The organism is Streptomyces sp. NPDC004721, assembly GCF_053601495.1.
Map to the genome: position 1 here is coordinate 1 of NZ_JBSGBZ010000004.1, position 11922 is coordinate 11922.

Sequence of the window (11922 nt, forward strand, 5' to 3'; positions counted from 1 at the left end):
GAGCTGGTCCGCTGGGCCACCGCCCATCTCACCGAGCGGCAGCGGGCGGAGGCCACCGTCTTCACCTCCGGGGAGCACTGCCCCATGTGCGCCGCCGCCCACGGCTGGGCCGGCCTCGGCCGGATCGTCTACGCCCACTCAGCAGCCCAGTTGACCGACTGGCTGGCCGAACTGGGCGTGCCGCCCTCCCCGGTGCGCTGCCTGCCGATCCAGGACGTGGTACCCGGCCTGACGGTGCAGGGCCCCGTCCCGGCCCTGACCGACCGCCTGCGCGAACTGCACCGCGACTTCCACACGGCGGCCCGCCGATCCGACTCCTGACAACCGCGTACGGGCCCTCTCCTCCACCTCGGCAAGGTGGAGGAGAGGGCCCGTACGGGAAGTCGTCCCTACGACCGGTCGTCCTCGGTCTGCGGATGGACGCAGTGCCACCGGTGGGACTCGCCGGGGCCGGACCCGGCCGCGGGGAAGGCGGTCAGGCAGGCGTCGTCGGCCTTCCAGCAGCGGGTGCTGAAGGGGCAGCCGGGCGGCGGGTTGACCGCCGACGGCACCGGGCCGTGCAGCACGATGCGTTCGCTGCGCTCCATCAGGCTCGGGGTGGCCGACAGCAGGGCCTGGGTGTACGGGTGCGCGGGGGAGGCGGCGACGTGCCGCGCCGGACCCTCCTCCACGATCCGGCCGAGGTAGAGCACGGCGAGCCGGTCGGCGAGGTGCCGCACGGTCTGGATGTCGTGCGAGATGAACACCATGCCGAGGTTCAGCCGGTCCCGCAGGTCCACCAGCAGGTTCAGGACCTGCGCGCGTACCGACACGTCGAGTGCGCTGGTCGGCTCGTCGGCGACGATCAACTCGGGTTCCAGGGCGAGTGCGCGGGCGATGGCCACGCGCTGGCGCTGCCCGCCCGAGAGCTGTCCCGGCAGGGCCCGCAGGGTGTGCGCGGGCAGGCCGACCAGGTCCAGCAGCTCCTCGACCCGCGCGTCGCGTTCCTTGACGTCGCCCCGCCGGTGCACGTCCAGAGGGTCGCGCAGGATCCGGCCCACCGGCAGCCGGGGGTTCAGAGCGGTCGACGGGTCCTGGAAGACGACGCCGACGGAGGAGCCGAACTCGTCGCGGCGCCGGGCACCGGGCATCGCCCACAGGTCCTCGCCGTGGAAGGTGACCGTTCCCTCGGTGGGCCGCTGCAGACCGGTGAGCACCCGGGCCAGGGTCGACTTGCCGCAGCCGGACTCGCCGACCAGGCCGACGATCTCCCCGCGCCCGACCTCCAGCGAGGCGTCGGTCAGGGCGTGCACGTGGCTTCGGTCGAACAGGCCGCCGCCGCGGGCCTTGTGGCGTACGTGTACGTGGTCGAGCCGGATCATCGGTTGCTCTCCTGAAGCGGGGCGGCCGGCACGGGGTGGTGGCACGCGGTGCTGTGGTCGGGCCCGCCGCCGGGCACGGGCGGGGTGGTGCGGCACAGGTCGGTCGCCGCGGCGCAGCGCGAGGCGAACCGGCAGCCGTCCCCGAAGCGGCGGGGCGCCGGGACGATGCCGGGGATCTGGTGCAGCCGCTCGGCACCCGTCTCCAGCGACACGACCGAGCCGAGCAGCCCGCGAGTGTAGGGGTGGGCGGGCGCGGACAGCAGCGACCGGGTCTCGGCGACCTCCGCGACCTGGCCGGCGTACATCACCGCGATCCGGTGCGACAGATCGCCGACGAGCGCCAGGTCGTGGGAGACGAGGATCATCGCGAAGCCGAGCTCGTCGCGGAGCCGTTCGAGCAGTTCCACCACCTGGGCCTGGACGGTGACGTCGAGCGCGGTGGTCGGTTCGTCCGCGATCAGCAGGCGGGGGCTGCGGGAGAGCGCCATGGCGATCAGTACGCGCTGACGCTGGCCGCCGGAGAGTTCGTGCGGGTAGCTGCGCAGGGTCCGCCGCGGGTCGAGGCCGACCAGTTCGAGGAGTTCGGTGGGGGTCTGCGTACCGCCGCGGCTGGTGAGCTGCTTCAGCTGCCGGCCGACGAGCACCGAGGGGTTCAGCGAGGAGAGCGCGTCCTGGTAGACCATGGCGATCTCCGGGCCGTTGAGGGCCCGGCGCTGCCGGGGGCCGAGCTCCAGGAGATTCCGGCCGCGGTACTCGATGCGCCCGCCGACCTCGGCGTTGCGGGCCAGCAGCCCCATGACGGCCAGGCTGGTGATGCTCTTGCCGCAGCCCGACTCGCCGACCAGGCCGAGGGTCTCGCCCTCGCGGACCGAGAAGGAGATGCCGTCCACGACCCGGGTGTCGCCGTAGCGGTCGGGGAAGCGGATGGTCAGGTCCTTCACTGTCAGGAGTTCGGCCGCGTCGTCGGCGACCGGTGCGACGGCGGCTGGGCCGCTCAGCACGCGCGCCGACAGCCGGGCGAGCGCGGCGTCGACGTCCGCGCAGGGGCCGACCGGGGTGACGTCGGGCCGCGCACCGTCGCCGGTCTCGGCGGAACCAGCGGACTGGGCAGAACCGGCGGACTCACCGGAAGCAACGGCACCGACGGCACCGGCGGTCCCGACCGCGGAGGACGTCGCGGACCCCGTCTCGGAAGCCGCCCCGGACCGCGTGTCCCCGTCGTCGGCGCGCGCGTCGGACGGCGCCGCCGCCGCGTCGGTGAGGCCCTCGGACAGGATGTTCAGGGCGAGCACGGTCGCCAGCAGCACCAGTCCGGGCAGCAGGGTGGCCCACCAGCCGCCCGACAGCAGGATCTGCCGGCCGTAGGACAGGACGTTGCCCCAGCTGGGGTCGGGGTCCTGCACGCCGGCCCCGATGAAGGACAGGCTGGCCTCGAAGATGATGGCGTCGGCGACCAGCACCGTGGCGAACACCATGACGGGCGCGGCGCAGTTGACGGCCACGTGGCGAACGACGATGTACGCGCGGCGGGCGCCGATCACCTTCTCGGCGGCCACGTAGTCCTCGCCGTACTGCGCCATGACGTTGGCGCGCACCACACGGGCGAGCGAGGGCATGTAGACGAAGGCGATGCACAGGATGAGCACGGGCAGGCTGGTGCCGAAGACGGTGACCAGCACGGCCGCCAGCGCGATCGGCGGGAAGGCCATGACGATGTCGAGCGTGCGCATCACCGACTCGTCGCCCAGTTTGCGCGAGGTGGCGGCGAGCGAGCCGAGGACCGCGCCCAGCACGAGGGCGGCGGCGGTCGAGCCCAGGCCGATGACCAGGGAGTACCGGGCGCCGTAGACGACACGGGCGAAGATGTCCCGGCCGACCCGGTCGGTGCCGAACCAGTGGGCGCCGCCGGGTGCCTGGACGGGGGTGCCGGTGGCGAGCGGATCGGCGGCGATCAGCGGCGCGAACACGGCGGCGAGGACCACGATCCCCAGCACGCCCAGAGCGAGGCGCGAGGACAGGGGAAGCGCCCGGAACCGGATGCCGGGGCGGGACAGTCTCCTGACGAGACCGCTTCTGGGGAACATGTCACACCGTCCTGATACGCGGGTTGACCAGCAGGTACAGCAGGTCGACGACGACGTTGACGACCAGGAAGGCGACGGCGATGGTGAGCACGGTGCCCTGGACGAGGGCGACGTCGCCGCCGGTGACCCCCTCGAGGATCAGCTTGCCCATGCCGGGCAGGTCGAAGATCGTCTCGATCACGACCGCGCCGCTGAGCAGGTAGCCCACCCGTACGCCGAGCACGGTCAGCGGAGTGATGAGCGCGTTGCGCAGCACGCCCCGGACGACGACGTGGCGGGGCAGCCCGTTGCCGGTGGCGGTCCGTACGTAGTCGCGGTCCAGTTCGGCCACCATGGAGGTCCGCACCAGACGGGCCAGCGAGGCCGCCACGGGGACGGCGAGGGCGAAGGCCGGCAGGGCCATGGACCTGAGCCAGCCGCTGAAGGAGTCGGCCGGGTTGACGTAGCCGCCGGTGGGGAACACCGGGCTGTTCAGGGCGAACTGCTGGATGAGCAGCACTCCGAGCCAGAACGACGGGATGGCGACGCCCGCGATCGACAGCACACGGGTGAGCTGGTCGGGCCAGCGGTCCCGGAAGACCGCGCCGGTCACGCCGAGCACGAGGGCGAGGACGATCGCGATCACCAGGCCCAGGGCGGTGAGCTGGATGGTGAGGGGCAGCGCGATGGAGATCCGGTCGAGCACCGGCTGGCTGGGCGGCACGGTGGAGCCGAGGTCGCCGCTCAGCAACTGGCCGAGGAAGCGGACGTAGCGCACCGGCAGTGGGTCGTTGAGGCCGTTGGCCTCGGCGAAGGCGGCGCGGGCCGCGGCCGAGGCGCCGTCGCCCAGGGCGTTGTAGGCGGGATCGACGGGCGAGAACTGAAGCACCACGAAGACGAGCAGCGTGATGCCGAGGATCATCACCGGCATGATCGCCAGACGGCGCAGCGCGAGCCGGAGGAATGTGACCATCGTGGGTTCCTAGGGAAGGGGAGGGCACCGGGGCGCGGCAGCCGCCCGGCGGGGGCCGGGCGGCTGCCGCGGCTCCGGGGTCAGACGCGGGTCAGGCGCGGCTGACGTCCAGGAGGGACAGGCCCGTGGTCGGCAGGGGCTTGAAGCCCTTCAGCGCCTTGTCGTTCCAGGCGGTGGGCAGCTTGCGGTGCAGGACGGGGTAGAGGGCGGCCTCGTCCGCGACCAGGTCGACGGCCTGGCCCCACAGGTCCTTGCGCGTGGCCTCGTCGGTGGCCTGGGCGGCCTTGTCCAGCAGGGAGTTGACCTTCTTGTACGCGGCGGTCCCGCCCCAGCCATAGCGGCTCTCGGGCCACAGTCCCGAGTAGTACCAGCGCATCAGCAGGTCGACGTCGTTGCCGAAGACGGACGGGTCGCCGGGGGCGAGCAGGACCGTGTAGGAGCCGGCGTCCACCTTGGCGTACTGGGCCGAGGACTGGCCGATGCTCAGCGTGGTCTTCACGCCGATGGCGTCCCAGCTCTCCTTGACCAGCGGGGCCACGTCCTTGACCCAGCCGGTGTCGGTGGTGAGCAGGGTGACCGTGAGGTTCTTGACGCCGGCCTCGCCGAGCAGCTTCCTGGCCCTGGCCGGGTCGTGCCCGTAGACCGTGGCGGCCTGGTGGAAGTCGGGGTGGGTGGGCTGGAGGTAGCTGCGGGCGGCCGAGCCGTTGCCGGCCATGGCCGTGGTGATGAGCTTGTCGGTGTCCAGCGCGTAGTGGAGCGCCTGGCGCACGCGCTTGTCGTCGAAGGGCTTCTGCTTGCAGTTGAACATCAGGAAGAGCAGGCCGAAGGACTGCACGGACTCGACCTTCGCCTTCCTGGCGAGGCGGTCCACGTCCAGGTAGGGCACGTCCTCGATGGCCTGCACCCGGCCCGACTCCATGGCACTGACCCGGGCGGCGGGGTCGGAGACCAGGCGCCAGACCATCTTCTTGGCCTTGGCCGGGTGGCTGCCGTTGTACTTGTCGTACGCCTCGAAGACGATCTTGTCCTCGCGGGTCGCCGAGACCATCCGGTAGGGGCCCGAGCCCACGGGCAGGGCGTCGAAGCCCTTCTGGTCCGCCTCCACCAGCTTCTTCGGAACGATCTTGGCGACCGAGACACGGCCGGGGAACAGCGCGAAGGGGTACTTCAGCTTGAACTCGACCGTCTTGGCGTCCACCGCCTTGACCGAGTCGAGGAACGGCAGGAACTGCGCCATCAGGGACGCGTTCTTCTCGTCGAGGATCCGCTCGAAGCTGTACACGACGTCCTCGGCGGTGACGTCGGATCCGTCGTGGAAGGTGGCGCCCTCGCGCAGGGTGGCGCGGTAGGTGGTGGCGTTCACCTTGACGGGCAGCGCGGTGGCCAGGCCGGGCCGGGCCTCGAGCGTGACCGGGTCCAGGTCCACCAGGCCCTCGAAGACGTGCAGGTTGGCCGCGATCGGGGTGGCGCCGGAGGCGATCATCGGGTCGAAGCCGGTCGAGAGCGCGTAGGAGATGCCCGTCTCGATGGTGTCCGTGCCTCCTCCGCCGCTCGCGCCGGTGTTCGAGCCGGTCGAGGCCGGGCCGCTGCACGCGGAGATCGAGGCGGTCAGGGCCGAGGCGGCCCCGAGGGCGCTCGCGTAGCGCAGGAATCTGCGACGATCCATGCCGACGGGCGTCTTGTACGACACGTGAGGTCCCTCCAGGGGCGGCACAACGCGGGGAAATGGAAGAAGAATTGAGGCCGCGACATCAGACGTCTGATGTCCGACCTTGATAGGCTGTGAAGGTAGCTTCATTGAGCAGAAGGGGTCAAGAGGTGAATTCGTCGCGTCCGCAAGAGGTCCGAGCGGCGGTCAGGCCGTCACTGCGTCAGGAGGTCTCGGAGGCGATCAAGAGCTACATCCTCGACAATCACCTCAAGCCGGGAGACCCGCTGCCGTCGGAGGCGGAACTGTGCACCGCCCTCGGCGCCAGCAGGTCCAGCGTCCGCGAGGCCGTGAAGACCCTGGCGGTGCTGGACATCGTCGAGGTGAGGCGCGGTCATGGCACGTATGTCGGCCGGCTGAGCCTGTCCGCGCTGGTGGAGGGCCTGGCCTTCCGTGGTCTGCTCAGTCCCAAGGACGACTTCCGGATCCTGTCCGAGCTGGTCGAGGTGCGCGAGCTGATCGAACGCGGCATGGCCGCACGCATCATGGCGACGCTCGGGTCCGAGGATCTCGACGCCCTCGACGTCCTCGTCGACGAGATGGACCGTCGCGGCGCCCACGACGACCACGGCTTCGCGGAATGCGACCGGGCCTTCCATGAGCGGCTGATGGAACCGCTCCAGAACGAGCTGGTCAGCCAGCTCTCGCTGGCCTTCTGGGATGTCTACGCCATCGTCGCGCCGCAGTTGGAGGGCATCTCCGAGGAGGCCGAGGCGGGAACCATCGCCGACCACCGCGCCATCGTGCGGGCGGCCAGGCAGGGGGATGTCGAGGGGTTCGTGCACGCCCTCTCCGGCCACTACGCGCCGGTGCGCAGGCGGCTGGCGGAGGCTCAGGCGCAGGCGGGCCGGGGCCCGGTGGGCGAGGTCGAGCGCACCGCCTGACCGGTCACCGGAGCGGCCCGCCCGTACCGGCGGGCCCCGGACGTCGTTCCCCTCGTCGGGACTTGCCGCCCGGGTCGGAATCGAGAGTGTGAGCCATCCCCCTCTTGACCGACCCGGGCGGCTGCGTCTTATTGTTCAGACGTCAGACATCTGACGTCCCTTTCGTGGAGCAGCCGGCCGCGATCAGCAGTTCCGTCTTCCAGCCCATGGAGTAGCCCCCATGCCTCTGACCGCACCCCTGCGCGGAGTCGTCCCGCCCGTGTGCACCCCGCTCGACGCCCACGGCGAGGTCGACACGGCGTCCCTGGCCCGGCTGGTCGAGCACCTGCTCGACGGCGGCGTCCACGGGCTCTTCGCCCTCGGCTCGACCAGCGAGGTCGCCTACCTCACCGACGAGCAGCGGGGCACCGCCCTGGAGACGGTGGTCAACGCGGTCGACGGACGGGTACCGGTCCTCGCGGGCGTCATCGACACCACCACCCCCCGCGTCCTCGACCACGCCCGCCAGGCGGCCCGGCTCGGCGCGGACGCGCTGGTGGTCACCGCGCCCTTCTACACCCGCACCCACCCCCGGGAGATCGCCGCCCACTTCCGCCGGATCCGCCAGACGGTGGAACTGCCGCTGTTCGCCTACGACCTGCCGGTCTCCGTGCACAGCAAGCTGTCGACCGCCCTGATCCTCGAACTGGCCGCCGACGGCACCCTGGCCGGCCTCAAGGACAGCAGCGGCGACGAGGGCTCCCTGCGCCGCCTGCTCGTCGCACTCGGCGGACGCCAGGGCCGCGCCGAGGGACCCGCGCCCGCCTTCTCCGTCCTCACCGGCTCCGAACTGACCGTCGACGCGGCGCTGCTGGCCGGCGTCGACGGCGTCGTTCCCGGCCTGGGCAACGTCGACCCCGCCGGCTACGTCCGGCTCTACGAGGCGGCCCGGGCCGGCGACTGGTCGTCGGCCGTCAAGGAGCAGGAGCGGCTCACCGGCCTGTTCGCCATGGTCGACGCGGGCCCCGAGGCCGAGATGGGCCGCAGCTCCTCCGCGCTGGGCGCGTTCAAGGCGGCGCTGCGCCTGCTGGGCGTCATCGACTGCGGCGACACCGCCTTCCCGCAGATCCAGCTGGGCGCCGCACCCGTCGCCGAGGTCGACGCGCGGCTGCGCGCCGCCGGGCTCACCCCGGTCCGATGACGCGGACCCCGGCCCCCGGCACCGCTCCCGTCATCGGACTCGACCTGGGCGGCACCAAGATCGCGGCCGCCCTGGTCGGCCCGGACGGCACGGTGCTGCGCCGGCACGCCCGCCCGACACCGGCGCGGGCGGGCGCGCGGGCCGTGCTCGACGCGCTCGCCGCCGCGGCCCGCGAGGTGGACGACGGCGCCCGGGCGATCGGAGTCGCCGCCGCCGGTGTCGTGGACCCGCGCACCGGCACCGTCACCAGCGCCACCGACTCCATCACCGGATGGGCCGGCACCGCACTGGCCGCGGGCCTGTCCGACCGTACGGGGCTGCCGGTCGCCTGCGACAACGACGTACGCGCCACGGCCGCCACCGAACTCGTCGAGGCCGGCGACCCGTCCGCCTCCCTCGTCTACGTCGCCGTGGGCACCGGAGTCGGCGGCGCCGTCGCGGTGGACGGCCGGATGCTGCACGGCAGCGCCGGCATCGCGGGCCACCTGGGCCATGTACCGAGCCCCGAGGCCACCGGCCTGCCCTGCACCTGCGGCGGCAGCGGCCACCTCGAGGCGATCGCCTCGGGACCCGCGATCACCGCGCTGTACGAGCGCCTGAGCGGCCGGCCGGCCGACCGCCTCCAGACCGTGGCGGAACGCGCCGCCGCGGGCGACGCCACCGCACGGCAGGCGATCACCACCGGGGCACGGGCCACGGGAAGCGCCGTCGGCGGCCTGGCCAACGCGCTCGGCCCGGACCGCGTCGTGATCGGCGGCGGCGTACCACGGATCGGTGACCTGTACTGGTCCGCGCTGACCGACGCCTTCCGCGCCGAGCTGATGGCCCCCCTGCGCCGGCTGCGCCCGGTGCCGCCGCGCCTCGGATCCGACGCGGCCGTACTGGGGGCGGCCCTGCTCACCCGCACCCTGTCCCCGCACTCCTCGGAAGGACCTCGATGACCACGACCCCCTCGCCCGTAGCCGCCGTCGCCGGCCGGCTGATCGTCTCCTGCCAGGCTCCCGAGGGCGACCCGATGCGCGACACCGCGACCCTGGTCCGGCTGGCGCGCTCCGCCGAGGCCGGCGGCGCCGCGGCCGTCCGCGTCAACGGTCCCGAGGTGGTGGCCGCCGTCGCCGCCACCGTCGCCCTGCCCGTGATCGGGCTGTGGAAGGACGGCGACACCGGCGTCTACATCACCCCGACCGTGCGCCACGCCCTCGCCGTCGCCGAGGCCGGCGCCCAGGTGGTCGCCGCCGACGCCACGGCGCGCCCGCGCCCGGACGGCGGCTCCTTCGCCGACCTCGTGACCGCCGTGCACTCCGCGGGCGCCCTGGTCATGGCGGACGTCGCCACGCTGGAGGAAGGCGTGCTCGCCGCCCGGCAGGGCGCCGACTTCGTCTCCACCACCCTGTCGGGATACGCGCCCGGCTCCCCGCGCCAGTCCGGCCCCGACCTGGAACTGGTCGCCGCCCTCGCCCGCGCGACCGGCACCCCGGTCGTCGCCGAGGGACGGATCGGCACCCCCGAGGAGGCGGCCGAGGCGCTCGCCCGGGGCGCCCACAGCGTGGTCGTCGGCACCGCCATCACCGCCCCGACCGCCCTCACCCACCGCTTCGCGACGCACCTCACACGTCGATAGAGGCGCCTTTACCTTCCGACGGTGCTCGGCGACGAGTCCGTCCGGCATCCTGGAGCAACCGTGCACCTCACCGCGCCATCCAAGCCGCCCTGGTTCCGCCAGGTGGGCCGCAGTCAGTGGAAGTCGTTCTTCGCCGCCTGGATCGGCTACGTCCTCGACGGCTTCGACTTCGTCCTGATCACCCTGGTCCTCACCGAGATCAGCGCCGACTTCCACCTCGACACCGTCCAGGCGGCGAGCCTGGTCTCCGCCGCGTTCATCACACGGTGGCTCGGCGGCGCGCTCCTCGGTGCGCTCGGTGACCGCTTCGGGCGGAAGCTGTCGATGGTGGTCAGCATCCTGCTGTACTCCCTGGGCACCTTCGCCTGCGGATTCGCCTGGGACTACACCAGCCTGTTCGTCGCCCGGCTCGCCATCGGCATGGGCATGGCCGGCGAATACTCGTCCAGCGCCACCTACGTGATGGAGAGCTGGCCGGTGCACATGCGCAACCGGGCCAGCGGCTTCCTGATCTCCGGTTACTCCGTCGGCACGGTGCTGGCCGCCCAGGTCTACAAGTGGGTCGTGCCGTCGCTCGGCTGGCGCTGGATGTTCTACCTCGGCCTGATCCCCGTCCTGGTCGCGCTGTGGATGCGCCGCGCGCTGCCCGAGGCCGCCGACTGGAGGGCCTCGGTCGCCGAGCGGGAGCAGCGGCCCAACCCCTTCCGCCCGCTGTTCACCACCCGGTCCAGGGCCACCGTCAACGTGGTGCTCGCGGTGGCGGCCACCGTCTCGCTCTTCGCCGTCTTCACCCCGCTCGGCGACGGTCTCGTACCGGTGCTGTCGGTGCTCGCCGGAGCGTGCCTGATCGCCTTCGCCGTGCAGCTGGGCGGCCGCCGCGGCTGGCTGCTGTACGTGTCGATGATCGTCACGATCTTCTTCGCGTTCCTGTACTCCTGGCCCATCCAGGCGCTGCTGCCCACCTATCTGAAGACCGACCTGGGCTACGACGCCGGCCAGGTCACCGACGCGCTCTACTACGCGGGCTTCGGCACGATGGCCGGCTGCTGGCTGGCCGGGTTCATGGGCGACTGGATCGGCACCAGGAAGGCGTACGCCTTCACGCTGCTGGCCTCACTGGCCTTCGTCTTCCCGGTCTTCGCGGTACGCGACAGCCTGCCGCTGCTCGGCGTGCTGCTGTTCGTGCTCCAGGCCACCAGCTTCGGCATCTCCGGGCTGCTGCCCCGGTACATCGGCGGCCACTTCCCGACCCACACCCGGGCCGCCGCGCTGGGCTTCACCTACAACGTGGGCGCCCTGGGCGGCGCTGTGGCCCCCGTCCTCGGCGCCCGCCTCGCCTCCGGCATGGACCTGGGCCACGCGCTGGCCGTCCTCACCTTCGCCGGGACGATGATCGTCGTGGTCCTCGTCGGCTTCGACGTGCCGGGCCGGCTGGGTCGGCTCCTCGACCCGGACGGGCCGGCCGACCACCTCGTCATGGAGGAGGACCGCCGCCCGGCCCCGGCGGCCCGTGCGACCGCCGGATAGCCGGCCGTGCCTGGGAGGGCGCCGCCGGTGATACCGGAGGCGCCCTTCGCGGCGCCCGTCAGTACGCGTGACCCACGTGGGCCAGCGCCTGCTTGAGCAGCACCCCGTGCCCGCCCGGCATCTCGCTCTGCAGCGCTGCGGAGGCCGCCTCCTGCGGGCTGAACCACACCAGGTCCAGCGCGTCCTGCCGGGGACGGCAGTCGCCGGCGACCGGCACGATGTAGGCCAGCGACACGGCGTGCTGACGCGGGTCGTGGTACGGCGTGATGCCGGCCGTCGGGAAGTACTCGGCGACGGTGAACGGTTGGAGGGAAGCCGGCACGCGGGGCAGCGCCACCGGACCGAGGTCCTTCTCCAGATGGCGCAGCAGGGCGTCCCGCACGCGCTCGTGGTGCAGCACCCGGCCGGAGACCAGGGTCCGGTTGACCGTTCCGTCCGGTCCGATGCGCAGCAGCAGGCCGATGCTGGTCACTTCGCCGCTGTCGTCGACGCGCACCGGCACCGCCTCGACGTACAGGATCGGCATGCGGGCGCGTGCCGACTCCAGCTCGTCCGTGGTCAGCCAACCGGGCGTGGTTTCGGTCATGTCAGACATCACTTGATCA

10 protein-coding genes and 1 pseudogene are annotated in these 11922 nt (G+C 72.5%); 6 read left to right on the top strand and 5 right to left on the bottom strand.

What is annotated here, in order from left to right:
- A pseudogene (locus ACWEK3_RS04270) lies at positions 1-321 on the top strand (nucleoside deaminase); the annotation flags it as partial.
- Between the two features lie 68 nt (positions 322-389).
- On the opposite strand, the gene ACWEK3_RS04275 reads toward ACWEK3_RS04270, so the two are convergent.
- The 4 genes from ACWEK3_RS04275 to ACWEK3_RS04290 form a co-directional block, all read right to left on the bottom strand.
- Positions 390-1361: an oligopeptide/dipeptide ABC transporter ATP-binding protein gene (locus ACWEK3_RS04275; protein ID WP_453248891.1), complete on the bottom strand. Its 972-nt coding sequence runs from the start codon at positions 1359-1361 to the stop codon at positions 390-392.
- Positions 1358-3445: a dipeptide/oligopeptide/nickel ABC transporter permease/ATP-binding protein gene (locus ACWEK3_RS04280; protein ID WP_453248892.1), complete on the bottom strand. Its 2088-nt coding sequence runs from the start codon at positions 3443-3445 to the stop codon at positions 1358-1360. The genes ACWEK3_RS04275 and ACWEK3_RS04280 overlap by 4 nt, the downstream gene beginning before the upstream one ends.
- Before the next feature lies 1 nt (position 3446).
- Positions 3447-4397 (bottom strand): ABC transporter permease, encoded by a 951-nt coding sequence (locus tag ACWEK3_RS04285; RefSeq protein WP_361415742.1) that lies wholly within the window; start codon positions 4395-4397, stop codon positions 3447-3449.
- Between the two features lie 91 nt (positions 4398-4488).
- Positions 4489-6063 carry an ABC transporter substrate-binding protein gene (locus ACWEK3_RS04290; protein WP_453248893.1) on the bottom strand — a complete coding sequence of 525 codons (1575 nt, stop codon included), beginning with the start codon at positions 6061-6063 and terminating at the stop codon, positions 4489-4491.
- A gap of 152 nt (positions 6064-6215) precedes the next feature.
- Here ACWEK3_RS04290 and ACWEK3_RS04295 point away from each other — a divergent pair, with 152 nt between their 5' ends.
- From ACWEK3_RS04295 to ACWEK3_RS04315, 5 genes are all read left to right on the top strand, one after another.
- Positions 6216-6989, top strand: coding sequence for a FadR/GntR family transcriptional regulator (locus ACWEK3_RS04295; protein ID WP_450546855.1), 774 nt, complete (start codon positions 6216-6218; stop codon positions 6987-6989).
- Positions 6990-7209: 220 nt separating this feature from the next.
- Positions 7210-8169 carry a dihydrodipicolinate synthase family protein gene (locus ACWEK3_RS04300; protein WP_453248894.1) on the top strand — a complete coding sequence of 320 codons (960 nt, stop codon included), beginning with the start codon at positions 7210-7212 and terminating at the stop codon, positions 8167-8169.
- Positions 8166-9110 carry an ROK family protein gene (locus ACWEK3_RS04305; RefSeq protein ID WP_450546857.1) on the top strand — a complete coding sequence of 315 codons (945 nt, stop codon included), beginning with the start codon at positions 8166-8168 and terminating at the stop codon, positions 9108-9110. The genes ACWEK3_RS04300 and ACWEK3_RS04305 overlap by 4 nt, the downstream gene beginning before the upstream one ends.
- On the top strand, positions 9107-9790 hold the full coding sequence (locus ACWEK3_RS04310; RefSeq protein ID WP_453248895.1) for an N-acetylmannosamine-6-phosphate 2-epimerase: 684 nt from the start codon (positions 9107-9109) through the stop codon (positions 9788-9790). The genes ACWEK3_RS04305 and ACWEK3_RS04310 overlap by 4 nt, the downstream gene beginning before the upstream one ends.
- Positions 9791-9850: 60 nt before the next feature.
- Positions 9851-11317 (top strand): sialate:H+ symport family MFS transporter, encoded by a 1467-nt coding sequence (locus ACWEK3_RS04315; RefSeq protein WP_450546868.1) that lies wholly within the window; start codon positions 9851-9853, stop codon positions 11315-11317.
- A gap of 58 nt (positions 11318-11375) precedes the next feature.
- Here the strand turns inward: ACWEK3_RS04315 and ACWEK3_RS04320 are convergent, their stop codons facing one another.
- Positions 11376-11903, bottom strand: a complete 528-nt coding sequence (locus tag ACWEK3_RS04320; RefSeq protein WP_361415809.1) for an NUDIX hydrolase family protein — start codon at positions 11901-11903, stop codon at positions 11376-11378.
- Positions 11904-11922: the final 19 nt, after the last annotated feature.

Excerpts from the sequence above, each read along its gene's own strand:
- ACWEK3_RS04290 (WP_453248893.1), bottom strand. The coding sequence starts at position 6,063 with ATGGATCGTCGCAGATTCCTGCGCTACGCGAGCGCCCTCGGGGCCGCC.
- ACWEK3_RS04285 (WP_361415742.1), bottom strand. The coding sequence starts at position 4,397 with ATGGTCACATTCCTCCGGCTCGCGCTGCGCCGTCTGGCGATCATGCCG.
- ACWEK3_RS04310 (WP_453248895.1), top strand. The coding sequence starts at position 9,107 with ATGACCACGACCCCCTCGCCCGTAGCCGCCGTCGCCGGCCGGCTGATC.
- ACWEK3_RS04275 (WP_453248891.1), bottom strand. The coding sequence starts at position 1,361 with ATGATCCGGCTCGACCACGTACACGTACGCCACAAGGCCCGCGGCGGC.
- ACWEK3_RS04305 (WP_450546857.1), top strand. The coding sequence starts at position 8,166 with ATGACGCGGACCCCGGCCCCCGGCACCGCTCCCGTCATCGGACTCGAC.
- ACWEK3_RS04300 (WP_453248894.1), top strand. The coding sequence starts at position 7,210 with ATGCCTCTGACCGCACCCCTGCGCGGAGTCGTCCCGCCCGTGTGCACC.
- ACWEK3_RS04320 (WP_361415809.1), bottom strand. The coding sequence starts at position 11,903 with ATGACCGAAACCACGCCCGGTTGGCTGACCACGGACGAGCTGGAGTCG.
- ACWEK3_RS04280 (WP_453248892.1), bottom strand. The coding sequence starts at position 3,445 with ATGTTCCCCAGAAGCGGTCTCGTCAGGAGACTGTCCCGCCCCGGCATC.